Source organism: Promicromonospora panici (genome assembly GCF_900608595.1).
GTDB lineage: Bacteria > Actinomycetota > Actinomycetes > Actinomycetales > Cellulomonadaceae > Promicromonospora > Promicromonospora panici.
Map to the genome: position 1 here is coordinate 207,322 of NZ_UWYY01000012.1, position 24,108 is coordinate 231,429.

Sequence of the window (24,108 nt, forward strand, 5' to 3'; positions counted from 1 at the left end):
TCAGCGCGGGACGACGGCGACGCGCAGCAGGCGCGCCGTCATCGGGGCGGGCAGCTTGATCTCGAGCGAGCAGCCGTCGTCGGCCACGGCGATCGAGTCGTCGTGCCAGGTCGGGTAGAGCACCTCGACCTCGCCGGCCGCGCGCAGCCCGGGCAGCGGCAGCCGGACGACGTCGGCGCCGCCCGGCTCGGCGCCACGCCGGGTGACCGCGAGGTAGAGGTCCGTGCCGTCGCGAGCGCCGAGGACGACCCAGGGGTCGCGCCAGCCGGGCAGGCCGAGCGGCCAGACCGGTACGGACCGGGCGATCGCGGCCCGGAACGTCCGGTAGACGGCGAGGCCGTCGCGGACGACGGCGCGCTGCGCCTCGTCGAGCGTGTCGATGCGCCCGGCGAGATGGACGCGCGACAGCAGCGCGGTGACGAGGGAGAAGGCGATCTCCTCCTGGCTCATCGACCCCTCGACGGAGGCCCACACGCCGGACTGCTCCGGCGTGATCGCGAGCGGCGCGGCCGCCGCGACGGGCGGGACGAGCCGGAAGTCCTGCTGGTCGGTGAGCGACTGGACCGGGAACACGGCCCCGCTCGCCGCGTCGAGGCGTGACCCGCCGGCGGCGCAGCCCTCGACCACGAGGCCGGGGTGCCGGTCCATCACGTCCGCTACCCAGGCCAGGTGGACGCGGCTGTGCCCGAGGAGCCCTGCACCCAGCGGTTCACCCGAGCCGCCGTCGGTCCCGGGGCCGGTGTCCACGTTGTAGTCGAGCTTGAGGTACGCCAGGCCGAACCGGTCGACGAGGCGGTCCACGACCGCGTCGAGGTGGGCCCGCGCGGCGGGGTGGCGCAGGTCGAGCTGGTAGCGGCCCCACTCGGCGACGCGCCGTCCGCCGCGCTGGAAGAACGCCTCGGCGGGCAGCTCGTCCGCGACCGGGCTACGCACGCCGACGACCTCGGGCTCGAGCCAGAGGCCCGGCTTCATGCCGAGCTCGCGGATGCGGTCGACGACGGCGTCGAGCCCGCCGTCGGGGAACCTGCTCGTGGACGGCTCCCACGCGCCGACGGAGTCCCACCAGCCGCCGGACTCGTCGTCGTACCAGCCGGCGTCGATCACGTAGTACTCGGCCCCGAGGTCCGCGGCCGCTTCGATGAGCGGCAGCTCGCGCTCCGTCGTCGGGTCGGACATCAGCGCGTTGAGGAAGTCGTTGTAGACCACGGGGAGCCCCGTGTGGTCCGGGTGCGGACGCCGGGTACGACGGCGGTGCGCCGTCAGCGCCGCCGCCAAGTCGCCGAGCGTCGTGTCGACGTCGCCCGCTCCGGGCACGACCACGAGCGCGACGGGAACCGTGGCGAACGTGTCGCCCGGCGCCAGCTCGGCGGCCCACTGGTGCTCGTGCGACGTCGGGCCGAGGACGGCGAGGTAGACGTCCCCGTACCGGTCCCCCAGCTCCGCGTGCCACGCGGAGCTCGACTCGATCTGCCAGCCCAGCATGCGACCGGTCCGCGAGTCCTCGACGATGCCGAGCGGGAGGTGCTCCGACGTCGACCATGCCCCGGTCGAGGTGAGGCTCACGCGGTTCTTCGAGCCGACCTGGTTGAACCGGGTCATGCCCACGTCGTAGAGGCCGCGCTCGGACAGGGCCGAGCGCCGCCAGCGGAACTCGCCGCTCCAGGGGTTGGCCGCCTCCCAGACGGCGAGCTCGTCCTCCCACCGGGCACCGTGGCCCAGGCCGGACACGACCCCGGTCGTGGCGTAGTCGACCGCCAGCTCGCGATCGGCGGTGAGCTCGGCCCATGAGCGCAGCACGGGGATCCCGTCGGCCAGCTCGAGGTGGACCATCGCGCGCAGGCCCGTCGACTCGTCCGCGAGCTCCAGGCGCAGGCGCACCAGCGTCTGCTCCCGGTCCTCCGCGAGGCCCGTGAGCCGCATCCGCTGAGCGGCCGCGCCGTCCACGTGCCGCTTGCCCGAGGTGCCGACCCGGCCGTCGCCGGCGAGGGCCACCTCGAGCACGGGCAGCGCGGACCGGCGCAGACCGAGCTGGTCCGGCCCAGCCTCTGCGGCGTGCCAGAGCGCCACCAGGCGCGGCGTCGTGTGCGGCCCGTGGGCGATCAGCAGCCGCAGGACGTCGTTGCCCCACTCGACGTAGCTCTCTGAGTCGTCCGCCAGGCCAGGAAGGGTGACGCTCATGCGATCACGCCGGTGGCGGTGTCGATCGTCCACGCGTCGCGCCACTCGAGCTCGGCGGCGCCGTCGGCGATCCGCACCGGGAGCCACACCGGCGCGGAGTGGAACAGGTCGTCCCTGTCCCACCGGTCGCCGACGTAGACATAGCTGGTGGCCTGCGAGCCCTCGACGGTCACGATCGTGGACGTCTGCGAGTCGTAGGTGGCCGAGCCGGGGGGCGCGAAGTCCGCCCAGTCGCTCCACGGCCCGGCGAGCGACGACGCCGTCGCCACCTTGTTGTCGTTCGTGGACCAGCCCGTCAGGTCCGAGCCGAACAGGTAGTAGAGGCCGTTTACCTTCACCAGCGCCGGCGACTCGTACCCGTGCGGACCCGCCGGGTGGTCGCTCGGCGGCGTGAGCGTCGTCGAGACGATCTCCTCGATCGCCAGGTAGTCGACCGACAGCCGGTAGATGTGCAGGCCGTGCTCGCGGTCCTCCGACAGCAGGTACCCGGTGCCGTCGTCGTCCGCGAAGACGCCGATGTCCCGACTGATGTTGCCGAGCGGGCGCTCGCTGCGCAGGTAGGTGTACGGGCCCTCGGGCCGGTCGGCCACGGCCCAGCCGACACGGGCGTCGGCGTAGTCCGCTGACTCGATGTGCAGGAACATCACGTACGTCCCCGCCGGGTTGCGCAGCACCTTGGGTCGCTCGACGACCCGCCCGGGGGCGAGATCGGGGACGTCCGGGGAGACCGGGAGGGCGTGCCCGTGCGCGGTCCAGGTGGCCAGGTCGGGCGACGAGTAGCAGGCCACTCCCCCGAAGAGCCCCGCGTTGGTCTTGTCCTCGCCCCAGGCGTAGAACCGGTCGCCGAACTTCTGGATGCCGACGCCGTGCAGCTGGGCGACGGCGCCCTGGTCGTCGGCGAAGAGCCGTCCTGGTGCGATGACGCCACGTGGGGCTCGCGGGTGGGTGGTCACACTGTCTCCTCGTTCGGGAAAACGTTATCATTTGAAGTATGCTCAGCGACATGGCCAGTCCGAAGTCGTACCGCGCCCCCGTCCTCGCCGATGTCGCCAGGGCGGCGGAGGTCTCCGTGCCGACCGTCTCCCGGGTCCTCAACGGCTCGAAGTACGTGGCGCCGGAGCTCGCCCAGCGTGTCAACGAAGCGGTGCAGGCGCTCGGGTACCGCCCGAACGGCGCCGCCCGCTCGATGCGCTCCGGCAAGCGGACGCTCGTCTCCGTGCTCGCCGGCGCGACCGCGAACTACGGTTACGCGCGTACGCTGCAGGGTGTCGAGACCGCCGCCCGCCGCGCCGGCATGACGGTGTCGATCACGGTCGTGGAGTCCGGCGACGACGAGCACGTCCGCGCCGCCATCGACCTCACCCTGGCGCAGCCGACCGCCGGCGTGATCGTTCTCGAGTTCGACCGCGCGGGCATCAACGCCGTCAAGGCGCTGCCCGAGGGGCTGCCCGTGGTCGTCGCCGGCGGCGGCTCGCGCCGCACCGGGCACGTCCCCGCCGCGCTGATCGACGAGCGCACCGCCGGCCGCCAGGCCACCGAGTACCTGCTCCACCTCGGCCACAGGACGGTCCACCACATCGCGGGCCCCACCGAGGGCAAGCACTCGGGCCGCACGGACGGCTGGCGCGCGGCCCTCAACGCCGCCGACGCGCCGGTGCCGCAGGTCATGCGCGCCGACTGGGACGCGAGCGCCGGCTACCGGTGGGGCGAGCGGATCGCCGGGATGAGCGACGTCACCGCCGTCTTCTGCGCCAACGACGACATAGCGCTGGGCCTCATGCGCGCCCTGTCCGACCGGGGCATCGACGTCCCGGGCGACATCTCCGTGATCGGCTTCGACGACCAGCCGCTGGTCGCCCTGTGGCGCCCGTCCCTGACCACCGTGGACCAGGACTTCGAGGACCTCGGCGCCCGGGCGTTCGGCCTCCTGTCCCAGGTGATCGACGGCGAGGACGACGCGGCGTCGTCGGTCACGGCGCCGCAGCTGGTGGTGCGCGAGTCGACGGCTCCGCCGAAGGGCTGAGCCGCCCACTACTTGAGGCTCCCGAGCGTGACGCCCGAGCGCCAGTAGCGCTGCATCGCGATCATGAGCACCACCATCGGGATGGTCGAGATGAGCGATCCCGTCAGGACCAGGCTGGTGAGGTCGACGGTGCTGTCGGTGCCGCGCGACAGCCATGAGTACATGCCGAGCATCACGGGCCACTTCTCGACGCCCTTGAGGAAGACCAGCGGCCACATGAACGTGTTCCACGACGACACGAAGTGCAGCAGGAAGATCGTCGCGCCCGCCGTGGACAGCATGCGCAGGCCCATGGAGAAGAAGATCCGGTACTCGCCGGCGCCGTCGATGCGGGCGGCCTCCATGAGCTCGGTCGGGATCGCGCCCTCGGCGTAGACCTTGGCGAGGTAGACGGAGAACGACCCGAACATCCCGGGCAGGATCATCGCCCAGATGGTGTCGTACAGGCCGAGGTTCACGAAGAGGATGAACGACGGCACGATCATGAGCGAGCCCGGGATCAGGAACGACGCGATGATCAGGCCCATCGTCAGTCCGCGCCCGCGGTACTTGTACTTGGCGATGCCGTAGCCGGCCGCGAGCGCGACCAGCGTCAGTCCGAGCGAGCCGAGCCCGGCGTACACGACGGTGTTCCACAGCCAGCGGACGAAGATCCCGTCCTGGTAGGTGAACAGGTCGCCCAGGTTCTGCCACAGGTTGAACTGGCTGAACCAGAGCCCGTTGGTGGTGTATAGGTCCCGCTGGTTCTTCGTCACCGCGACGACCAGCCACCACAGCGGCCCGACGGCGTACAGCGCCAGGGCGACCAGCACCCCGAGGACGACCCAGCGGGAGGCACCGCGGGCTTCCGCCACGGAGGAGTAGTCGTCGACCCGTCGGCGACGGCGTCCTGGCTTGCGCGCGGTCTCGCCGACGGCGGCGTCGGGCACCAGTGTCGTGTCGCTCATGGCTCTTCCCTGTTGATGAAGCGGTAGATGATCGCGGAAGCGACACCGACGACGACGGCGAGGATGACCGACAGAGCCGTGGCGTAGTTCAGGTTGCCCACCTTGAACGCCTGGTCGTAGATCATCATGGCCGGCGTGAAGTCGCGCGTGATGGTCTCGGGGGTGACCGCCCGGAACAGCAGGGGCTGGTCGAAGAGCTGCAGCGTGCCGATGATCGAGAGCAGCGACGTCAGGACGAGCGACCCGCGCACGAACGGGACCTTGATGGACCACGCGATCCGCAGCTCGGAGGCGCCGTCGAGCCGCGCGGCCTCGAAGATCTCGTGGGGCACCGACTGGAGCGACCCGTACAGGATGAGCATGGTGAACCCGAGCGAACCCCAGACCGCGAGGTTGCCCATCGACGTCCAGACCATCGAGCTGGAGAAGAAGTTGACGTCGAGCCCGAGGAACTCGAAGAACGGGGTCAGCGGCCCGACCGTCGGGCTGTACTGGAAGATCCAGACCATGGTGCCGACGACGCCCGGCACCATGTAGGGAAGCAGCAGCAAGATCCGGAACTGGGCGGCGGCGCGGCGGCGTGCGGCGTCGAGCAGGAGGGCCAGGACGAGGCTCAGCACCTGGGTCAGCGGGACCACGACCAGGGCGTACAGGAACACCCTGAGCATCCCGCTCCAGAAGGAGCCGTCGACGAGGCCGGCGGCGAAGTTGTCGAACCCGGCGAAGGACACGGTCTGGCCGCCGAAGCCCAGGCCGCCCGTGGACTTCGTGGTGTAGACGCTCTCCCGCAGGGCCATCGCGACCGGCACGATGACGAAAAGCGCGAAGCCGGCCAGGAACGGAAAGGTGAGCGAAGCGCCCTTGACGCTCTGTGCGGTGCGCCAGTTCCAGAACGGGGCACGCCCACGAGGGGAGGAGCCGCTCCGGGCACGCCCGCCGGGTGGCGAGCCGGGGACCGGCTCTCGCGCGGTGGTGTGGTGGTCTTGCGTGTTGACGGACATCGGCGTCCTCCCCTCGTGGGTCAGTGGGTCACTCGGCGACGGTGTAGGAGATGCCCTTGCTCTCCAGGTCAGAGGCGACGAACTCCTCGACGGCCGTCATGGCCTCCTCGAGCGTGATCTTGCCGGCGACGGCCTTGCCCCACTGGTCCTGCAGCTCGGGGAACCAGGCGTCGTAGTTCGGGCCGAGCTCGAACTTGCCGATCACGGTCTCCTGGGCGGCGACGATCTCTTCGCCCGCAGCCTTCTCGTCGGCGAAGAAGTCCTTCGGGATGACCTCTTCGACGTAGGGGGCCGGGTCCTGGATCTGCGTCGGGAAGCTGACGGCGCCGGTCTCCTTGTTCCGGCCGGCCTCGACGGCCTCCGGGGTGGTGAGCCAGTCCGTGTAGGCCATGACGGCCTCGGGGTTCTCGCAACCCTCCGGCACGAACGACGGCGCCGTGCGGCCCGGGGTCACCGGCTCCGCCGCGTCCGCGAACTGCGGGATCGGGTGCGCCGCCCAGTCGCCGGCCGAGTCGGTGAAGCCGACCTGGTAGCCGCCGAGCGACCACCACTGCGTCGTGACGGACGCCATCTTGCCCGAGTCGAAGTACTTGAGCAGTGCGGGCTTGTCCATGTAGGTCTGGTTCGAGACCAGGTCCTCGTCGATGAGCTGCTGGAACACGTCGGCCGCGGCCAGCGTGCCGTCGTCGGTGAAGTTGACGACCCACTGGTCACCGTCGATGGCGAACCACTCGGCACCCGCCTGCTGGGCCAGGTTCATCAGGCTGCTCGGGTCCTCGCCGGCCAGGTTCGTGATGTCGACGCCGTGCGGCTTGAGCTCGCGGCCCGCCTCGACGAACTCGTCCCAGGTGGTCGGCACCTCGACGCCGTACTTCTCGAACGGCTTCTGGTTCACGATGTAGAACTGGCCGTCCGACCCGGACGGCAGGCCGTAGTACCGGCCGTCGACCTGGGCAGCGGCGAGCGCGCCCTCGTTGTACAGGTCGGCGGAGCCCTCGACCTGCTCGGTGATGTCCTGCGCCCAGCCGTTGACGACCATCGTGGTCAGCGGCGCGAAGCCCTGCACGAGGCACGGCACTCCGGAGCCGGCCTCCATGGCGTTCTGGAAGTTGGTCTGCGTGGCGACGTTGCTGGCCTGCAGCACGTACTTCACCTCGACGTCGTCCTGTGCCTCGTTGAAGGCGTCGACGATCTGCTCGCCGGTCTCGGCGTTCCAGCCCCAGACCTCGATGCTGACCGGGCCGGCGGCCTCGCCCTCGGACTCGGTCGAGGCCGCGGGCGCACCCCCCGCCGAGCAGGCGCTCAGGCCGGCCAGCGCCGTGACGGCCAGCCCTGCGGTGGCCCAGCGGGCGCGTGATCTGATCATGGCTCTCTCCCTTGAGAAGTTCTCGTCCTTGAGCTGCGCCGCGGTCGGCGCAGGAAAACGTTCTCAGGTTAGCGGCCTGGTCCCCGGTGTCAAGGTACCGTCTCATTTCTGGCGTTGAGCCTGGCCACAGGCACCGGGACACGAGGAGCAACGTTATCCCAGAAGTCGCTGCTGGCCGGGTGTCGGAGGCGACGACTACCGTGGAGACGTGACCCGCGCCCCGGCCTCCGGCGTCCCGGAGGTCCTCGCTCCCTATGTCACCGCCGTCGTGCCGTACGACCTCGACATGGGCGCACCGGGCCTGCACCGGGGCATGCCCAGCACCGGGCTGACGTTCGAGCTGGCTCTCGGCGAGCCGATCGACGTCTCGTGGGCCGGGGAGGACGGCTCCCGGCGTCGGGCCTGGTCGTGCGTGTCCGGGCTGCACACGCGACCTGCCGCGATCCACCACGGCGATCGGCAGCGCGGCGTCAGCGTCTCCCTCACGCTGCGCGGCGCCCGGGCGCTGCTCGGGGTACCCGCGGGCGAGCTGGCAGGCGAGCTGGTGAGCCTGCCCGACATCGCGCCACACCTCGCGCACCTGCCCGAGATGCTCGCGGAGTCCCCCGACGGTGCGACAGTCACTCGTGCGCTGGTCGAAGGGCTCGCCCGGGGCGGGGAGCCGCGGCCACGGGCGGAGATCGGGCGGGCGCTCGCCCGCATCGCCGGTGGCGGTCAGGTCCGCGAGGTCGCGGCCGAACAGGGATGGAGCCGCCGCCACCTGCAGGATCTGGTCCGAGCCGAGTGCGGGCTCACGCCCCGGGACCTGCGTCGAGTCGCCCGCCTCGCACGCTCGCGCCGCGCGCTCGTGGTGGCCGCCCGATCCGGGCGAGTCAGCCTGGCCGACGTCGCCGCGTCCGCGGGATACGCCGACCACGCCCACATGACCCGGGAATGGGTGGCGCTCGGCGGGTGCACTCCGTCCACCTGGATGCGCGAAGAGCTCCCGTTCGTTCAAGACGTCGCCGACCCGCCCCGGGCATCGTGGGAGACACCCGACCGAGGAGGAACACGATGAGCACCGGACTGTGGGTGACCCTGACCTACCATGACGCCGACGCGGGCCTGGCCTGGCCGAAGGCCGTCGGCTTCACCGAAAGCGCCATCTACCGGGACGACGCCGACCCCGCCGTGGTCCACCACGCCGAGCTGAGCTGGCCGGGCGGCGGCGGCATCATGCTCGGCACCCACCAGCCGCGCCCCGGATGGCCCGACCAGGCCGGGACCGGCTCGGCCTACGCCGTGACCGACGACGTCGACGGCACCTACGAGGCGGCCCTCGCCGCCGGAGGCTCCAGCCTCAGGGAGCCCGCCGACCAGGACTACGGCGGCCGGTCCTGCGTGGTCCGCGACCCGGAGGGCAACCTGTGGAGCTTCGGGAGCTACCGGGGCGAGGGCTGAGCCTCCGGGGGATGCGCTGAGTCGTCGATGAGTTCTGGCGGCCTCCGTCGTCGTACCGGCATGGGAATCGTCAAAGCAGACATGGCAGTTTCGCTCGACGGCTACTCCGCCGGGCACGACCAGAGCCTCGAGTACCCGTTCGGGCCGCTCGCGGGCGAACGCTTGCACACCTGGATGTTCGAGTACGAGGACAAGCACAAGGCCGAGGTGGACGCGATCGTCGGAGCCGGCGCGTACATCATGGGCCGCAACATGTTCACCGCCGGCCGCGGGCCGTGGGACCTGGACTGGAAGGGCTGGTGGGGCGACAACCCGCCGTACCACGGGCCCGTCTTCGTCCTCACCCACTACCCGCGCGACCCGGTCCCGATGGAGGGCGGCACCACGTACCACTTCGTCACCGACGGCCTGGAGAGCGCGATGGAACAGGCCCGGGCGGCCGCGGGCGACGGCGACATCTCCATCACGGGCGGAGCCACGACGCTCAACGAGTACCTCGCCGCCGGATACGTCGACGAGCTGCGCCTGCACGTCGTGCCGTTCACGCTCGGCTCGGGCACCCGCGTGTTCGACGGCGTCCCGCCCATCGAGTTCGGCTCCACCTCCGTACGGCACACGCCGGAGGTCACCCACATCACCCTGCGCCGGTGACAGACTGGGCGTCATGACGGTCATCTGGACAGAGGGGCGCATGGTCGCGCCCGACGAGGCCGCGCTCAGCGCGGTCGACCACGGCATCACAGTCGGCGACGGCGTCTTCGAGACCTGCGCGGTCCTCGACGGTCAGGCGTTCGCCCTCACGCGTCACCTGGCGCGCCTGGAGCGGTCGGCGGCGGGCATGGGTATGGCAGGTCTGGACCTGCACAAGGTGCGCGGCGGCGTGGACGCCGTCCTCGCCGCCGCGCCCGACGCCGGGCGCCTGCGGATCACCGTGACCGACGGCATCGGGCCGCTCGGCTCCGGACGATCGGACACCCCGCAGACGGTGGTGGTCGCCGCCTCCGCCGCCGTTATCGTGCACACCGGGCGCGCCGCGCGCTCCCCCTGGACGCGCAACGAGAACAGCGCGGTGGCGGGCCTGAAGACGACGTCCTACGCCGAGAACGTCGTGGCGCTCGCCGACGCGATCAAGAAGGGCGGCGACGAGTCGGTGCTCGCGAACACGCAGGGCGATCTGTGCGAGGGCACCGGCTCCAACGTGTTCCTCGAGATCGACGGCGAGCTGGTCACTCCCCCGCTCAGCTCGGGCTGCCTCGCCGGGATCACCCGCGAGCTGCTGCTCGAGTGGGGCGCCGAGGAGGGGCTGCCCGTGCGCGAGGCGAAGGATGGCGAGCTGCCGTTCTCCGTGCTCGACCGTGTCAGCGCGGGCGAGGCGCGGATGCTGCTGACCGGCTCGGTGCGCAACGTGCAGCCGACGGTGTGGCTGGACGGCGTCGACCTGCAGGTCGGCGAGCTCTCGGCCGCCGCGCGCGACCTGTTCGAGCGGAACATGCGCGAGCGGATCGATCCCTGACCCGTCCGGGCTATTGGATTTCGCATCCGCGCTCGAACCAGGCTAATATCGTCCACGCACGCCCTACGGGGTGAGCAGCACGGGCGATTGGCGCAGGGGTAGCGCGCTTCGTTCACACCGAAGAGGTCACTGGTTCGATCCCAGTATCGCCCACCGTGTAGAAGGGCCCTCTGACCAGCGGAAACGCTGAGCGGGGGGCCTTTCTCGTTGGCGGACGCGCCTCCGCCCCCGACCCGCAAGTTGTCCCCAGGGGCGCCGAACCGCAAGCTGCACGTCCATGAGGGTCCTCATTGACGCGTTTCTATCGACTCGGCGCCCGAGTCAATCGTCAAGTTGCGGTTCGGCGGCATGGTTCAAGGCAGTCGAGCTGACGCCGAGCACTGAACGTGCATCCAGGTAGAGCACTGCCCTTGCGCCCCACACGCATACGGGTGGCTCCGCGTTCAGCCCCCGCCCTTGGCCGACACCCCGTCGTAGCCCCAGCGCTCGCACATCGCGCGCAGGTCGCGCGGGACCTCGTCGGCGCGGGGCAGAGGCCGCCCGGGCTGGATCGTGCCGGTGCGGATCTTCTCGCGCCAGTCGCCGATGCCCTTGCGGAGCTCGCCGTGCTCCTGCTGGCCGTAGGAGATCATGCCTGGCTCCCAGGGCACGTCGAGATAGTCGCAGATGCGACGGGTCTCGGCTTCCGGCTCGGTGGTGAGGTCCTCGTAGCGCACCGTGAGACCGTCATGCCGCTGACGTGCACTCTCAAGCGCCTCCATGTATTTCAGCGTGTGGTGGATGGCGCGGTTCATGGGCCGCCGCGGCGGGTCCGCGTCGTGCCAGGACTGCGCCATGGACAAGGGGTGCCGCAGCAGGAAGAGGAAGCGGGCGTCCGGCCAGCACTTCGCGAACCGGTCGGCCACGAAGACATTGCTGGGAGTCTTCTCCACGACGGTCTTCTTGCCGCTGCGCAGCAGCTCACGGTGGAGCAGCCGGTCCCACAGGATGTGCTCGACGTCGGGGATGTTGTGCCCGAGAGCGTCCATCGCGGAGCGAGCCAGCCGGGTGTTGAACCGAACCGACAGCCGCCGGACGTGCGTCTCGATCGGGGCATGCAGCTCGGAATGGCTGTCCAGCACCATGCGTAGCAGCGTTGAGCCGGAGCGTGGCCCGGAGAGCACGAAGAGGGGAGCGACCAGGAGGCGGTCGGTCTCCGGATCGGCCGGCGGGCGAATCTTGCGCGGCCGGCTGGCGCCGCCCGCCTCGCCGCCTCCGCCCGCGCCGCCTCCACCCGCACCATCGCGGGCAGCATTCGGCTGATCGACAGTGGCTCGGGGAACACGTATTACCCGGACGCCCGCGCGTTTCTCGAGCGTCGTACCGAGTCGGCGGGCAAGCTGTGTGCGCATCTCTCGCACCGTGAGCACGTCAGGTGCCTCCAATCGTCTGTCTCAGCGTGGCACGCTACGCCACCATGCACCTCCTGGGCACGGCGGCACCGGGAGGTGCATCTTCTTTCGCCGCGCAAACGGCGCGAGGATTCAGACGATCCGGTAGCCGACGCCGGGAGTCGTGGCGATCACCGGCGGCGCACCCAGCTTGCGCCGCAGCCGCCCGATCGTCACCGTCACCGTGTTGGTGAACGGGTCCGTGTGCTCGTCCCAGACCTGCTCGAGCAACCGCTCTGCGCTGATGAACCCGGGGGTCGCGCGCAGCAGCGCGTGCAGCACGGCGAACTCCTTCACCGACAGACCCAGCTGCCGTCCGTCGCGCACGACGGTCCGGCGCACCGGATCGAGCTCGATCCCCGCAGCCCGCAGGATGCGCGGGCGCGCGTCCGGCTTGCGCCGGGCCAGCGCCTGGACCCGGGCCACCAGCTCAGGGAAGTGGAACGGCTTGCCGAGGTAGTCGTCCGCACCGAGCGACAGGCCGTCGACGCGGTCCCCCGGGGACCCCGCGGCCGTCAGCATGATGACCATCGGGCGCTCGTCCCGCTCGGTGATCATCCGGCAGAGCGTGTCGCCGTGCAGCCCGGGCAGGTCCCGGTCGAGCACCACGACGTCGTACGCGGTGAGGTCGAGCTTGCCCGCGGCCGAGAGACCGTCGTGGGCGACGTCGACAGCCATGCCCTGGTCGCGCAGGCCCTCGGCGACGACCGCCGCGAGCGCCCGAGCATCCTCGACGACCAGGAGCCTCATACCCCGACCTCGGCTGTCGCCCGGACGAACGGGAGCGCGATCTCGGCGCGTAGTCCGCCCTGCGGCCGGGCGGTCAGCGTGAGGCGCCCGCCGTGGGCCGCCGCGATCGACGCCACGATGGACAGCCCGAGGCCGGTGCCGGCGTCGGAACCGGTACGGTCGCCGCCGAGCCGGCGGAACGGCAGCGCCAGCTCGTCCACGTCCCGCTGGTCGAGCACCGGTCCCCCGGTCTCCACGACGAGCCGAACCTCGTCGCCGTCACCATTGCCGTCGACGTCGCCCTCGCCCTCGGCATCGGCAGTAGTCACGACGCGGATCCAGCCGCCCGCGTCGTTGTGGACCACCGCGTTGTCGAGGAGGTTGTCGACCATCCGCGCCAGCAGCGCGACGTCGCCGCGGACGCCGGTGCCACGGGACAGCTCCCGGGTGGCGCTCAGCTCCTTCGCCGCGATCGCCGCCGCGCGGTCGGTCACGGCCTGGTCGGCGAGGACGGCCAGGTCGACCGGCTCGACGTCGTCGAGCGCGCCGTGCTGTGCGCGGGCCAGCACCAGCAGGCCGTCGAGCAGCCGGTCCACGTCGTCGAGCCGGGGTCGCAGCCGGTCGGCCAGCGCGACGGTCGGCGACGGCGCATCGGGTTTGGCGGCGGCGACGTCGACCAGGGCCCGCATGGTCGTCAGCGGCGTCCGCAGCTCGTGCGAGGCGTTGGCGACGAAGCGGCGCTGGGCGTCGAAGGACGCCTCCAGCCGCCCGAGCAGCCCGTCGATCGTGTCGGCGAGGTCCTTGACCTCGTCGTCCGGGCCGGTGACGGCGAGCCGTCGGTCGAGGTCGTCGGCCGAGATCTCGCGGGTCGTGGAGGTGATGGTGCGCAGCGGGCGCAGCACCCGCCGGGCCATCGCGCGCCCGATCAGCAGCGAGACGGCGGCCATGACCGCGAGCGCCAGCAGCGAGCCGAGCAGCAGCTGCCGGGCGTAGTCGGCCTTCAGGTCGGTGATCTGGGCTTCGAGCGCGTGGATGCGCTGCTCGGCCGGGTCACCGGTCGGCACCTGACCGGGTGCCGGCGCGACGCTGGAGAACTCGACGCCCGAGAACGCGCCCGCGAGGGCCAGCAGCCCGGCCCCGCAGGCAAGGAATGCGGCAGCGTAGAGGAGGGTGAACCGCAGCCCCACCGTGCCGTCGCGCAGCTTGAACATGCCCACAGCATGCCTGGTGGGACCCAACAGCGAGATAACGGCCGCCGTTCGGGCCGGGTCACCCGTCCCCGCGTAGAACCGACGGCATGTTCAGCAGACAACTTCTGCACCGGGAATGGCGGGCGCTCCGGCGCCCGGGCCGCCTGGTCGCATTCGCGCTCGCCGCCGTGGCCGTGATCGGCCTCGGCTTCCTGCCCGCGTTCGGCGTCCGCTCCTCGTGCCCCGGGCCGTGCCCGGTCGCGCCGACCGCCGCGGACGGTTCGACGGTCGCCGACAGGTTCTGGTTCGTGCACCGAGACCTCGGCCCGGAGGGGAGCATCACGGTGCGGCTGACCGACATGACCGGCACGATCACCTATCCCCCGCCGGACCACGACGAGATCGTCTCGGGCCTGGTGCCCTGGGCAAAGACCGGGATCATCGTCAAGGACGGCACCGAGCAGGGCTCGGCGTACGCGGCGGTCATGATGACCGGCGAGCACGGGGTACGCATGCAGCACGACTACACGCACGACGTCGCCGGCGGCCCGGGTCAGGCCACGCCCGAGTCGCCGCGATGGCTGCGCCTCACGCGCGACGGCGACGACATCACCGGCTACGAGTCGGCCGACGGCGAGCAGTGGGACGAGATCGGGACCGCGACCCTGGACGGCCTTCCGGACACGGCGCAGGTCGGCCTGTTCGCGACCTCGCCCGGCGACCTCACCCTGGATCCGGTCGGCGTGGGTGGCTCGGTCGAGACCGTGCGGTTCACGCAGGCCAGCGGCGTCTTCGACCATGTCTCGCTGGAGGGTGCGGCCGACGGCGCATGGCGCAGCGAGTCGGTCGGCGCGATGAACCAGACCGACTGGGAGAAGGACCACCAGCGGTCCGGCTCGTCGGAGACGGCCGGCGAGATCACCGTGAGCGGCACGGGCGACATCGGACCGCTCAGCGACGAGGGCTTCAATCTGCTGCGGCTGCTGCTCCTCGGGCTGCCGATCGGCCTGATCCCGCTCGTCGTGGTGGCTGCCCGGTGGGGGGCCCGCACCACGGCCACCGAGTCGCGCCGGACGTTCGTGGCCCGGGCCACGGTGCTGGCCGCCGCGAGCTTCTCGACCGTGCTCGTAGCGGTCGGCGCGGCGGTCCTCGGGGGTCAGGCGATCCTCCGCTCGCACGAGGTCCCGGTACCGCACCTGACGCTCCTGACCGGCACCCGGGTGATCGTCGGCCTGGCTGTGGTCACCGCGCTCTGCACGGTCCTCACCTACTGCCTCGGCGCGCTGCTCCGCCGCGGCTGGGCGGCTGTTCTCGGCGGGCTCCTGCTGACCGTGATCCCCTACGTCGTCGCGACGAACCCGTTCCTGCCGGACGAGGTGGACCGGTGGATCCTCCGCGTGACCCCGGCGGCGGCCTTCGCGGTCCAGCAGACCGGCGTCGAATACCCGCAGGTGGTGGCCCACTTCGCGCCGTCGAACGGCTACTTCCCACTGCCCGCGTGGGTCGGCCTTGCGGTCCTCTGCGTGTACCTCGTGGCGGTCTGGTGGGCGGCGATCCGCCGGGTGGAGGCCCGCCTCGATCAGAGTTGACGGCCGGTGGCGGCGACGTCCCCGACGAACGCCCCCATCACCGTCGCGCACTCCGGCGAATGGGTCTCCAGCAGCATGTGGCCGGCGTCGTACACGTGCATCTCCAGCCGGTCGAGCACCCTCGCGTAACCCATGATCTCGGCCAGGTCGAAGTACGTGTCATGACGGCCCCACAGCACCAGGCACGGCGGCTGGTGGATCCGGTGGTACTCGGCCAGCTCGCCGAATCGGGCGACGTGGCTCGCGTAGTCGCGGAACAGCCGGAACTGGGCGTCCAGGTTGCCCGGCCGCGTCATCCGCTCCCAGTCCAGGTGCCACGACTCGGGCGGCTGGAGCACCCGGACCCGCTCGGGCAGACCGCTCACGTACTCGTCGCGCACGCCCTCGAAGTTGAGCCACTCGGGCAGACGGGCGCGGTTGGCCTCCGACGGGTCCGCCCAGTACGCCCGGGCGCTGTCCCACTGGCTGCCGAGGCCGTCCTCGTGGGCGTTGCCGTTCTGCACGATGAGCCCGAGGACGCGCTCGGGATACCGCGTGGCGAGGTAGTACCCGACCGGGGCTCCGAAATCGTGCAGGTAGACGAAGAACTGGTCGACGCCGACCTGCGCGAGGAACGCCTCGACGGTGTCGGCCAGGTTCGCGAACGTGTACTCGTACTCGTCGACGCCGGGGGAGTCGGAGAACCCGAAGCCGGGCAGGTCCGGCGCGATGACCCGGCTCACCTCGGCCAGCGGCGACATCACGTGCCGGAAGAGGTGCGACGAGCTCGGGAAGCCGTGCAGGAGCAGCACGCACGGCCTGTCCACGGCGCCGGCCTCCCGGTAGAAGATCTCGAGGCCGTTCACGTAGATGCTGCGGTGGCGCGGCTTGTAGATCGCCGCCATCTGACCCTCCTCGGCACTTCCCCACCGACGCTAGCCGGATTGCCGTCCACTCACAGTTCGCGCCAGGCCAGTGACATAGTCAGGTTTCCTCACTAATATCCGTCTCGCACTGACAGTCCAGTAAGTACAGCGACGTACTCCACGGAACACGAGGAGATCTCCCCATGTCACCTGCACGGTCACGTACGCGAAGGCTCAGGCCCCGCAGACTGCTGAACACCATCGCCGCTCTCGGCGTGCTCGCGATCACCGCTACCGCGCTCGTCGTCGCCCAGCCCTCCCCCGCGACGGCGGTCCCCGCCACGATCCCCCTGACCATCACCAACGACTCCGACCGCGGCGACCAGGTCTTCGTCTACGTCCTCGGCGACCCGGGCACCGGCCGGCTCGGCTGGTCCGACGCCGCAGGCACGTTCCACCCGTGGCCGACGGTGGGCGGCACCCCGGTGGACGCCCCCGACGCCTCGATCGCGGGCCCGGCGAACGGGCAGTCGAAAACCATCCAGCTGCCCAAGATGTCCGGCCGGGTGTACTTCTCCTACGGCAGCAAGCTCTCGTTCAAGATCGTCAACGACGGGCGGCTGGTCCAGCCCGCGGTGCAGGACCCGAGCGACCCGAACCGCAACAAGCTGTTCAGCTGGACCGAGTTCACGCTCAACGACGACGGCCTGTGGATCAACAGCACCCAGGTCGACTTTCTCTCCGCCCCGTACCAGACGGGCCTGCGGAAGGCGGACGGCACGGTGATCAGCACCGGGATGCTCAAGCCGGACGGCTATCAGAACGTCGTCAACGCCCTGGCCGGCACCCCGGGGTGGGGAAACCTGGCGCAGCGCGCGCCCGACGGTTCGCTGCTGCGCGTGCTGGCTCCGAGCCACGCCATCGGGACCGGGCAGCTGGACGCGAACATCCTGGCCGGCTACGTCGACCGGGTATGGGCCAAGTACGCGAACGAGCCGCTGACCGTCGCGCCCTACTCCTACGACCCGGCCGCGCGGTTCACGGGCCGCGTGGTCAACGGCGTCATGCGGTTCACCAATTCCTCCGGCGCGTTCGTCACGGAGTTCCGCAAGCCGTCGAGCGACTCGATCTTCGGCTGCTACAACGACCTGGCCGCGCCGAACAACGACATCGGGGCCATCGCCCGCACGCTCTGCGCGGGCTTCCACCGCTCGACGCTGCTGACCACCACCACGCAGCCCGGCACCAGCACGTCCGGCTTCTACCAGGAGTCCGTCACCGACTACTACTCCAAGTACATCCACCAGCAGATGGCGAACGGCAAGGCCTACGGCTTCGCGTTCGACGACGTCCTGGCGCAGGAGTCGCTCGTGCATGACGGCAACCCGTCCGCCGCCTACATCCAGCTCGACCCGTTCCAGGGCGCGGCAACACCGATCGCGGGGTCCGACGGCGGAGGCGGCGACGGCGGCACGTCCCCGCTCCCGCAGGGCACGGGCGCGGTGCGCGCGGCCAACGGCATGTGCGTGGACGTCCCGTGGGCCGACTCGTTCGACGGCAACCCGCTGCAGATCGTGAACTGCAGCGGCAACGCCGCCCAGACCTGGACCCGGTCGGGCTCCACGATCGGCGCGCTGGGCCGGTGCATGGACGTGTCGGGCGGCAGCACGGCAGACGGCGCCGTCGTGCAGCTGTGGACGTGCAACGGGACCGCGGCGCAGAACTGGACGTACCAGTCCGCGAACCGCACCCTCGTGAACCCGCAGTCGGGCAAGTGCCTGACGGCGGTCGGGGGCACGCCCCTGCACGACGGCCAGCGGCTGGAGATCCGTTCCTGCTCCGGCGGTGAGGCGCAGCGCTGGACCTTCTAGGTCCGCCGTCGCCGGTCGAGCTTGTCGAGACCCGGGGTCTCGACAAGCTCGACCAGCGGAGGGCGTGCTCGACCAGCGAACGGCTAGAGACCGGCCACGAACCGGCCGACGATCTCCCGCCACGTCGCCTTGACCTCGTCGTTGCGCTCAGGCGTCGGGGACCCGATGTGCTGCACGACCAGCGAGGCGGTCCCGCCCTTCTTGGGCTCGCTGATGACGATGACGGACTCGCCCTCGCGGGCCTTGGCACGCCAGGTGATGCGGTTCTCCGTGCCGCTGACCCGGACCTCACCCTCGACGAGCGCTTCCACGTCCGCATTGCCGGCGGCGAAGTCGGTCCAGGCCTTCATGAGGGCCTCCATGCCGAGCGTCGTCGACTTGCTGACGCTCGTCTGAAACGTGCCGTCGGGTCGCTGGCCGGGTATGCGACGTCCGATGTACTGCTCGTACGCGACCGCGGTCGACTGCGCCCACCACCCGAGGTTGTCGACCTTGCCGTCCAGCTCACCGAGGACGGCGGACGCGATCTCGTGGTGCGTCATCTCGGGCGCGCCGATGCGGCTCAAGTACTCGAGCCACTCGTCCCAGCTTCTGCCGGTCGCGCGCTCGACGGCCCGGATGCGAGAGTTCGTCGCCATGTCGCCCATCCTGGCACGCACGGGCCCGGCTCGTCAGCGTCGCACCGGGTACCTGAGGTGCACGGCGCGGCGCCCCTGGACGACCACCGGGTCCTCCAGGAGCTGGTGGCCGCCCTGGTTCGCGAAGTAGGGAATCCGCTCGCCGAACAGCACCGGCACGAGGCTTACGCACACCTCATCGACCAGGCCGAGCGTGAGCGCTTGCTGGGCCACGTTCGCGCTCGCGATGACGACGTCCTTGTCATCTGCGATTTCTCCGGCCCGGGCGATCGCCGTGCCGACATCGCCGGCGAACGTTGTCCTCGGCCACCTGTCCGCGTTCTCGGGCGTGCGATGGGTGACCACGACGACCGGGGCGCCCACTGGGTGGTTGTCGCCCCACCCGTCCGCGATGTCGAACAGGCGCCGGCCCGAGACCAGTGCCCCGGTGTTCGTGAGGATGTCGCGCAGTACGTCTGCGCTGCCCTCGTCGACCTTGAAGGTGACGCTCTCGTTCGGGTTCGGCACGGTCACGTCCCCGGACTCGTACCACTCGAAGAGTTCTCCGATCTGGCCATCCGGTTCCGCGATGAACCCGTCCAGCGACATCGTCATGTGTGTGAAGACCTTGCTCATTGCCGGCTCCTTCCGGTTCCGATGCCTGTCCGACCGCAGCGGGCTCGCGGACTCATCGGTCGCGGCTCACTACGCTGGGGCGATGAGCCAGTGGGACATGGCCGACGGCGTTGTTGAGCTCCCCGACGGCCGGCGCGTCCGCGGCACGGGACTGCGCCGTTCGCGCCGGGACTCCCCCGCCCCGGCCTTCGCCGTCTACCTGCTCGGCCGCGACCCGCAGGGGCCCGAATGGGAGTACCGGTGGGTCCGCTGGCGCGACTTCCGCCTGCCCGACTCGACGGAGCAGGCAGTGACCGCCCTGCGGGAGGCCCACACACGCGCGGAGTCCGAGCGGGTCGAGATCGCGTGCGGCGGTGGGGTCGGCAGGACCGGTACGGCGATGGCGATCCTCGCGATCATGAGCGGGGTTGCGCCGGACGACGCGGTCGCGTGGGTCCGCGAACACTACCGGCCTCGCGCGGTGGAGACCCGGCGCCAGCGACGGTGGGTCTCCACCGCCGAGGTGTGCTCAGCCGCTACGCAGGTGGACGTAGGTGAGGCTACGTCCGGGGACGGATGACGGGCAGCTGATCCCGGCCGACGATTGGCACGATCGTCGTTCGAGGAGGCGCAGCGTGAAGACTCACCGCCGCGTGATGCCTGTGCTCCTCGCAGCATCGGCCCGCCTGTGCGGCGGTCGGCCGGGATGAGACGGGCCGTGGCCGTTCCCGGCCTGGTGGTGGCTTCTCCGTGGCGCCGACTGGCCCCGGTGTACGCGGCAGCGTTTCTCTACAACGTCGCCTTGTGGGTCCCGATCGAGAAGCTGTTCATGACGAGTATCGGGTTCGATGCCGCCGAGATCGGGGTCATGGCGGCGGTCTACGCCGCGGTAGTGCCTCTGCTCGAGACGCCGTCGGGGATTCTCGCCGATCGGTGGAGCCGCCGCGGGGTGAGCATGGTGGCCCTGGCCGCGCTCGTGGTCAGCGTGACCCTCGGCGGGCTGAGCCAGAACGTCGTGACCTACCTGGTGGCGGCACTATTTCTCGGGGTGTTCCTCGCGATGCAGTCGGGCACGTTCGACTCCATCGTCTACGACACGGTCCTGGAGGAGACCGGTGACAGCGCTACGTTCGAGCGGTCGATCGGCCGGTTGCGGCTGGTGGAGAGCGTCGGACTGGTAGCCAGCGCCTTGGCGGGCGGCGCGATCGCCGCGGTGCTACCGCTGCGCGCGACCTACTTCCTCACGATCCCGTTCATCGTCGCTGCCGGCGTCGCGGTGGCGCTGCTGCGGGAACCGCGCCTGCAACGCTCGGACGAGCCGGTGCCGCTGCGCCGGCAGATCGTGACGACCTACCGGACGATCCTGAATCGAGGCCGGTTGCGCCCGGTCGTCGCGCTGATCGTGCTCACGTCGCTGCTCGCACAGGTCATGATCGAGTTCGGTCCGCTGTGGATGGTCGCGCTCGCCGCGCCGGCGGTCCTGTACGGGCCGCACTGGGCCGGGCTGACCGCCGGGCTCGGGCTCGGCGGGGTGCTCGGATCGCGTCCTGAGTTCAGGTCACGGTGGGTGATCGTGCTGGTGGGCATCGTGATGGTTGCGTGCACCGCGGCTCTGGCCTCGACCCGTGCGGCCGTCGTCGTGATCATCGCGCAGCTCGTGCTGACCTTGCTCGTCGTCGCGCTGAGCATCCCGCTGCTACGACGGCTGCACGACGCGATCCCGTCGACCATCCGCGCCGGCGTCGCGTCCGGGGTCAGCACCCTCACCTGGCTGACGTTCATCCCTTTCGCGCTCGTCATCGGATTCATCACCGACGCGGCCGGGGTACACACCGCGGGCTGGCTGCTGGTGGTGGTCGCCGCCGTCGGCGCGGTCCTCGCCGTGATCGTGCTGCCCGGCGAACCCGCCAGGCCGGTCGCTGCCGAAGCGGCGCCGGTCCCAGCGCCCAAACCCATCGTCGACCCGTCCTTCGCCGCCGACCGGTTCCGGCTCCCCGACGATCCGGACTGGCCCGGCCACTGGGCCGACCCGCCGGTCGAATGGGCGAGCCTGGGCGATGACGCGCTCGCCCAGATCCGCGTCGCAGTTCTCGAGCTCCCGCTGCCACAACGGCGAGTGGTCATCATGCGCGACGTCGAGAAGCGCTCTCAGGCCGACGTGTGCTCCTCCTTCGGGCTGAGCCCGACGGAGGAGCAAGCCCTGCTCGGTCAGGCCCGGGGCACGATTCGGGCCCGCATGGAGCACCATCTCGAAGGGAGGCAGGCGTGAGCGTGCCTGAGTTGACGTGCGCGGAGTTCGTCGAGGAGATCACCGCCTATCTCGACGGCACCCTGCCCAAGGACGTGGCCGTCGCAGCCGAAGAACACCTGGCCGGATGCCCGGGCTGCCGGGCTGCAGTCGCCCAATGGCGCACCGTCATCAACCTCACCGGTCGCCTCACCGAGGACGACGTGACCAACGCCGACCCCCTCGCCACCGACCGGCTCATGACAACGTTCCGCCGCCTACGGCGCCGGTGACCGAACAGATAACGAGGTGGGAACATGTTGCTGGAACAGAAGGTCGCCCTGGTCTTCGGGGCCGGCGGTGCGATCGGCCGTACGGTGGCCCGGGCCTTCGCCGACGAGGGCGCGCAGGTCTTTCTCAGCGGTCGCAACCTCGCTGCTGTCGAGGCGGTCGCCGACGAGATCGGTGCGGCGGGTGGGAAGGCGTCCGCGGCCAGGGTCGACGCGCTCGACGAGGACGCCGTGAACCGCCATGTCTCCGATGTCGTTCAGGAGGCAGGCCGTATCGACGTCGTGCTGAACGCGATCGGGTTCAAGGCCGTGCAGGGAGTCTCGCTGACGGACATCGATCGCGACGACTTCCTCTCGCCCATCGTCACCTGGACAACTGCCCAGTTCCTGACGGCGCGCGCCGCCGCGCGGTACATGGTGCGGGAGCGTTCCGGTGTCGTCCTCACCCTCTCTGCGTCCCCGGCACGACTGGCGATCGCGTCCACCGGCGGGTTCGGCGTGGCGTGCGCGGCCATCGAGGGCCTTTCCCGCACGCTGGCAGCCGAGCTCAGCCCACACGGCGTCCGCGTCGTGTGCATCAGGCCGCATCGCATCGGCGACACGCTCGGTCCCGATCCGGATTTCCCGATGGCACCCGACGAGTTCCGGAGTCTCATCGAGAACATGACCCTGCTCAAGCGACTACCGACCCTGGAGAACGTCGCATCCACGGCGGCGTTCCTGGCATCCGACGGCGCCGCGGCGATGTCGGGAACGGTCGCGGACCTCACCGGTGGAATGAGTGTCGACTGAGTCGTGTCCCGTCCGGGGTGCGGGGATCGACTGCGGGAACCGGAAGAAGCCGTCCGGGTCGTACGCCGCCTTGACCTGCCGAAGGCGCTCGAAGTTGGGGCCGTGGTAGGCCCGCGCCCACGACGGAAGATCTGGGTCGGGGAAGTTCGGGTACACGCCGCCAGACCCCCACGGGTGCACGATCCCCCACGAGCGGTGCAGCCAGGCGCGTGCCTCCTCGCGTTCGTCGCGCGACGCGTCGCCCTCGACGACGACCGCGTGCTTGACCAGGAACCGCGCGGTGCGGTGCGGGAACGCCGTGGCGTCGACGGGGACCCGGTTGTAGGCACCGCCCCAGGGCATGAAGTCGAGCTCGCGCGCCTGGCCGCCGCGCCGCGTGTCGCCGAGATTGCGCACCAGCGCCTCGACCACGGCGTCGGGCAGCGGGGCGTCGAAGAACTCCGACCTGCTGAAGCTGTGACCGTGCTCGAACGCCGCACCCGCCATCCGCGCTCCGAGATCGGCGAGGTACCGCTTGGCCCCCGCGTACGATGCCGGCGCGGCGGCAGTGGACACGGGCGCGGCGCCGGCCAGGTCGGTGAACGCGTCCAGCAGGTCGGTGACCTCGGGCTCACCGCCGACGAGCATGCCGAACACGTTGAGCACGGGCGGACGCACGACGTCGGCGGGGACGGTCACGAGAAGGCTGGCCGCGAGCCGGTCGGGCGCGTCCGGTGACCACCGCTGCCACGCGCCGACGACGCGTGCCGCGTGCTCGTTGGCCCAGACCTGGTGGAACGTCGTGACGCGCGGTGCGGGGACATTGGCGAAGGTCAACGACGTGACGACGCCGAAGTTGCCCCCGACGGCCCCGCGGAGCGCCCAGAACAGATCGGCGTGGTGCCGGGCGTCGCAGTCGACCACCTGGCCGTCAGCCAGCACGACCCGCGCGCCGAGCAACCGGTCCGACGTCAGCCCGTAACTGCGGCCGAGGACGCCGAGCCCGCCGCCGAGCGTGAGCCCGGCGATCCCGACGTCGGGGCCGCATCCTGCGGGAACCGTCAGTCCCCGCGCGTCGAGCGAGGCGTAGAGGTCGCCGAGCCGAGCTCCCGCCCCCACGGTCACCACCCCGTCGACGACGTCGACGGCGCTCATCGGCGACAGGTCGACGACGATCCCGTCGGTCGAGGAACGACCGGCGAAGCAGTGCCCGCCGCTGCGCGGCGCAACCCGCAGTCCGTGCCGGCGGGCGAACGCAAGTGTCTCGGCGACGTCGGCGGGAGTGCCGCACAGCACGACCGCCTGCGGCCGGGTGTCGTGGAACAGCGGGACGGCAGGTTTGCGGAGACGCTCGTAGGAGGGCGAGTCGGGCAGCACGACCTGCCCCGCGACGGCCGAGCGCAGCCCAGCCCACTCCCCGGAACCCGGTGCGGACCCACCCGGGGCGGCCGCGCCGGGGGCGCGCG

At 70.9% G+C, this 24,108-nt stretch carries 23 protein-coding genes and 1 tRNA gene; 12 read left to right on the top strand and 12 right to left on the bottom strand.

The genetic code is table 11. The features are described from left to right. Both EW117_RS15900 and EW117_RS15905 read right to left on the bottom strand, forming a co-directional pair. Entirely contained in the window at positions 1 to 2,178 is a 2,178-nt protein-coding gene (locus EW117_RS15900; RefSeq protein WP_129787674.1) for a glycoside hydrolase family 36 protein, read from the bottom strand. Further along, positions 2,175 to 3,131 carry a family 43 glycosylhydrolase gene (locus EW117_RS15905; RefSeq protein ID WP_242504324.1) on the bottom strand — a complete coding sequence of 319 codons (957 nt, stop codon included), beginning with the start codon at positions 3,129 to 3,131 and terminating at the stop codon, positions 2,175 to 2,177. The genes EW117_RS15900 and EW117_RS15905 overlap by 4 nt, the downstream gene beginning before the upstream one ends. Positions 3,132 to 3,181: 50 nt before the next feature. Between EW117_RS15905 and EW117_RS15910 the strand changes: the two genes are divergently transcribed. After that, entirely contained in the window at positions 3,182 to 4,201 is a 1,020-nt protein-coding gene (locus tag EW117_RS15910; RefSeq protein ID WP_129787675.1) for a LacI family DNA-binding transcriptional regulator, read from the top strand. An 8-nt stretch (positions 4,202 to 4,209) separates the two neighbouring features. On the opposite strand, the gene EW117_RS15915 is transcribed toward EW117_RS15910, so the two are convergent. Genes EW117_RS15915 through EW117_RS15925 form a run of 3 tightly spaced genes read right to left on the bottom strand, consistent with a single transcriptional unit; the run spans position 4,210 to position 7,515 of the window. Further along, positions 4,210 to 5,148: a carbohydrate ABC transporter permease gene (locus EW117_RS15915; protein WP_129787676.1), complete on the bottom strand. Its 939-nt coding sequence runs from the start codon at positions 5,146 to 5,148 to the stop codon at positions 4,210 to 4,212. Continuing rightward, the gene (locus EW117_RS15920) at positions 5,145 to 6,149 is read right to left on the bottom strand and encodes a carbohydrate ABC transporter permease (protein WP_129787677.1); all 1,005 of its coding nucleotides are present in this window, start codon (positions 6,147 to 6,149) and stop codon (positions 5,145 to 5,147) included. The genes EW117_RS15915 and EW117_RS15920 overlap by 4 nt, the downstream gene beginning before the upstream one ends. A gap of 28 nt (positions 6,150 to 6,177) precedes the next feature. Then, positions 6,178 to 7,515 carry an ABC transporter substrate-binding protein gene (locus EW117_RS15925; protein ID WP_129787678.1) on the bottom strand — a complete coding sequence of 446 codons (1,338 nt, stop codon included), beginning with the start codon at positions 7,513 to 7,515 and terminating at the stop codon, positions 6,178 to 6,180. Positions 7,516 to 7,723: 208 nt separating this feature from the next. Here EW117_RS15925 and EW117_RS15930 point away from each other — a divergent pair, with 208 nt between their 5' ends. The 5 genes from EW117_RS15930 to EW117_RS15950 all read left to right on the top strand — a co-directional run bounded on the left by EW117_RS15930 (position 7,724) and on the right by EW117_RS15950 (position 10,621). Next, entirely contained in the window at positions 7,724 to 8,572 is an 849-nt protein-coding gene (locus tag EW117_RS15930) for a helix-turn-helix domain-containing protein (protein ID WP_242504325.1), read from the top strand. Next, positions 8,569 to 8,955 carry a VOC family protein gene (locus EW117_RS15935; RefSeq protein WP_129787679.1) on the top strand — a complete coding sequence of 129 codons (387 nt, stop codon included), beginning with the start codon at positions 8,569 to 8,571 and terminating at the stop codon, positions 8,953 to 8,955. Before EW117_RS15930 ends, EW117_RS15935 begins: the two co-directional genes overlap by 4 nt. Positions 8,956 to 9,015: 60 nt before the next feature. Further along, a complete protein-coding gene (locus tag EW117_RS15940) occupies positions 9,016 to 9,606 on the top strand; it encodes a dihydrofolate reductase family protein (RefSeq protein WP_129787680.1) in 591 nt (196 codons plus the stop codon). A gap of 13 nt (positions 9,607 to 9,619) precedes the next feature. Next, the gene (locus EW117_RS15945) at positions 9,620 to 10,468 is read left to right on the top strand and encodes an aminotransferase class IV (RefSeq protein WP_129787681.1); all 849 of its coding nucleotides are present in this window, start codon (positions 9,620 to 9,622) and stop codon (positions 10,466 to 10,468) included. 81 nt (positions 10,469 to 10,549) lie between these two features. Beyond that, a tRNA-Val gene (locus EW117_RS15950) sits at positions 10,550 to 10,621 on the top strand. Between the two features lie 290 nt (positions 10,622 to 10,911). Here EW117_RS15950 and EW117_RS15955 read toward each other — a convergent pair. From EW117_RS15955 to EW117_RS15965, 3 genes are all read right to left on the bottom strand, one after another. Next, complete coding sequence (locus EW117_RS15955) at positions 10,912 to 11,859, bottom strand: sulfotransferase family protein (RefSeq protein ID WP_165362711.1); 948 nt, start codon at positions 11,857 to 11,859, stop codon at positions 10,912 to 10,914. A gap of 132 nt (positions 11,860 to 11,991) precedes the next feature. Beyond that, positions 11,992 to 12,648 (bottom strand): response regulator transcription factor, encoded by a 657-nt coding sequence (locus tag EW117_RS15960; RefSeq protein WP_129787683.1) that lies wholly within the window; start codon positions 12,646 to 12,648, stop codon positions 11,992 to 11,994. Next, entirely contained in the window at positions 12,645 to 13,838 is a 1,194-nt protein-coding gene (locus EW117_RS15965) for a sensor histidine kinase (RefSeq protein WP_129787684.1), read from the bottom strand. The genes EW117_RS15960 and EW117_RS15965 overlap by 4 nt, the downstream gene beginning before the upstream one ends. An 86-nt stretch (positions 13,839 to 13,924) precedes the next feature. On the opposite strand from EW117_RS15965, the gene EW117_RS15970 reads away from it, so the two are divergent. Beyond that, the gene (locus tag EW117_RS15970; RefSeq protein WP_129787685.1) at positions 13,925 to 15,406 is read left to right on the top strand and encodes a DUF1349 domain-containing protein; all 1,482 of its coding nucleotides are present in this window, start codon (positions 13,925 to 13,927) and stop codon (positions 15,404 to 15,406) included. Here EW117_RS15970 and EW117_RS15975 read toward each other — a convergent pair. After that, a complete protein-coding gene (locus EW117_RS15975; protein ID WP_129787686.1) occupies positions 15,397 to 16,290 on the bottom strand; it encodes an alpha/beta fold hydrolase in 894 nt (297 codons plus the stop codon). The two genes, EW117_RS15970 and EW117_RS15975, sit on opposite strands and share 10 nt — an antisense overlap. 236 nt (positions 16,291 to 16,526) lie before the next feature. Between EW117_RS15975 and EW117_RS15980 the strand changes: the two genes are divergently transcribed. Next, complete coding sequence (locus EW117_RS15980; RefSeq protein WP_242504326.1) at positions 16,527 to 18,122, top strand: beta-1,3-glucanase family protein; 1,596 nt, start codon at positions 16,527 to 16,529, stop codon at positions 18,120 to 18,122. A gap of 83 nt (positions 18,123 to 18,205) precedes the next feature. Here the strand turns inward: EW117_RS15980 and EW117_RS15985 are convergent, their stop codons facing one another. After that, positions 18,206 to 18,760, bottom strand: coding sequence for a hypothetical protein (locus EW117_RS15985; RefSeq protein ID WP_129787688.1), 555 nt, complete (start codon positions 18,758 to 18,760; stop codon positions 18,206 to 18,208). 33 nt (positions 18,761 to 18,793) lie between these two features. Beyond that, complete coding sequence (locus EW117_RS15990) at positions 18,794 to 19,375, bottom strand: dihydrofolate reductase family protein (protein WP_129787689.1); 582 nt, start codon at positions 19,373 to 19,375, stop codon at positions 18,794 to 18,796. An 82-nt stretch (positions 19,376 to 19,457) separates the two neighbouring features. Here EW117_RS15990 and EW117_RS15995 point away from each other — a divergent pair, with 82 nt between their 5' ends. The 4 genes from EW117_RS15995 to EW117_RS16010 all read left to right on the top strand — a co-directional run bounded on the left by EW117_RS15995 (position 19,458) and on the right by EW117_RS16010 (position 22,663). Continuing rightward, positions 19,458 to 19,934 carry a protein-tyrosine phosphatase family protein gene (locus EW117_RS15995; RefSeq protein ID WP_129787690.1) on the top strand — a complete coding sequence of 159 codons (477 nt, stop codon included), beginning with the start codon at positions 19,458 to 19,460 and terminating at the stop codon, positions 19,932 to 19,934. Positions 19,935 to 20,072: 138 nt separating this feature from the next. Next, a complete protein-coding gene (locus EW117_RS16000; protein WP_165362712.1) occupies positions 20,073 to 21,623 on the top strand; it encodes an MFS transporter in 1,551 nt (516 codons plus the stop codon). After that, positions 21,620 to 21,874, top strand: coding sequence for an anti-sigma factor family protein (locus EW117_RS16005; protein WP_165362713.1), 255 nt, complete (start codon positions 21,620 to 21,622; stop codon positions 21,872 to 21,874). The genes EW117_RS16000 and EW117_RS16005 overlap by 4 nt, the downstream gene beginning before the upstream one ends. Positions 21,875 to 21,898: 24 nt before the next feature. Continuing rightward, a complete protein-coding gene (locus EW117_RS16010; RefSeq protein WP_129787693.1) occupies positions 21,899 to 22,663 on the top strand; it encodes an SDR family NAD(P)-dependent oxidoreductase in 765 nt (254 codons plus the stop codon). Here the strand turns inward: EW117_RS16010 and EW117_RS16015 are convergent. Next, a partial coding sequence (locus EW117_RS16015) for an FAD-binding oxidoreductase (RefSeq protein WP_340641094.1) occupies positions 22,553 to 24,108 on the bottom strand: 1,556 nt, incomplete at its 5' end. The genes EW117_RS16010 and EW117_RS16015 overlap by 111 nt on opposite strands.

Excerpts from the sequence above, each read along its gene's own strand:
- EW117_RS15960 (WP_129787683.1), bottom strand. The coding sequence starts at position 12,648 with ATGAGGCTCCTGGTCGTCGAGGATGCTCGGGCGCTCGCGGCGGTCGTC.
- EW117_RS15940 (WP_129787680.1), top strand. The coding sequence starts at position 9,016 with ATGGGAATCGTCAAAGCAGACATGGCAGTTTCGCTCGACGGCTACTCC.
- EW117_RS15965 (WP_129787684.1), bottom strand. The coding sequence starts at position 13,838 with ATGTTCAAGCTGCGCGACGGCACGGTGGGGCTGCGGTTCACCCTCCTC.
- EW117_RS15910 (WP_129787675.1), top strand. The coding sequence starts at position 3,182 with ATGGCCAGTCCGAAGTCGTACCGCGCCCCCGTCCTCGCCGATGTCGCC.
- EW117_RS15955 (WP_165362711.1), bottom strand. The coding sequence starts at position 11,859 with ATGCGCACACAGCTTGCCCGCCGACTCGGTACGACGCTCGAGAAACGC.
- EW117_RS15945 (WP_129787681.1), top strand. The coding sequence starts at position 9,620 with ATGACGGTCATCTGGACAGAGGGGCGCATGGTCGCGCCCGACGAGGCC.
- EW117_RS15975 (WP_129787686.1), bottom strand. The coding sequence starts at position 16,290 with ATGGCGGCGATCTACAAGCCGCGCCACCGCAGCATCTACGTGAACGGC.
- EW117_RS15915 (WP_129787676.1), bottom strand. The coding sequence starts at position 5,148 with ATGAGCGACACGACACTGGTGCCCGACGCCGCCGTCGGCGAGACCGCG.
- EW117_RS15925 (WP_129787678.1), bottom strand. The coding sequence starts at position 7,515 with ATGATCAGATCACGCGCCCGCTGGGCCACCGCAGGGCTGGCCGTCACG.
- EW117_RS16010 (WP_129787693.1), top strand. The coding sequence starts at position 21,899 with ATGTTGCTGGAACAGAAGGTCGCCCTGGTCTTCGGGGCCGGCGGTGCG.
- EW117_RS15995 (WP_129787690.1), top strand. The coding sequence starts at position 19,458 with ATGAGCCAGTGGGACATGGCCGACGGCGTTGTTGAGCTCCCCGACGGC.
- EW117_RS15970 (WP_129787685.1), top strand. The coding sequence starts at position 13,925 with ATGTTCAGCAGACAACTTCTGCACCGGGAATGGCGGGCGCTCCGGCGC.
- EW117_RS15900 (WP_129787674.1), bottom strand. The coding sequence starts at position 2,178 with ATGAGCGTCACCCTTCCTGGCCTGGCGGACGACTCAGAGAGCTACGTC.
- EW117_RS15985 (WP_129787688.1), bottom strand. The coding sequence starts at position 18,760 with ATGGCGACGAACTCTCGCATCCGGGCCGTCGAGCGCGCGACCGGCAGA.
- EW117_RS15920 (WP_129787677.1), bottom strand. The coding sequence starts at position 6,149 with ATGTCCGTCAACACGCAAGACCACCACACCACCGCGCGAGAGCCGGTC.
- EW117_RS15935 (WP_129787679.1), top strand. The coding sequence starts at position 8,569 with ATGAGCACCGGACTGTGGGTGACCCTGACCTACCATGACGCCGACGCG.
- EW117_RS15990 (WP_129787689.1), bottom strand. The coding sequence starts at position 19,375 with ATGAGCAAGGTCTTCACACACATGACGATGTCGCTGGACGGGTTCATC.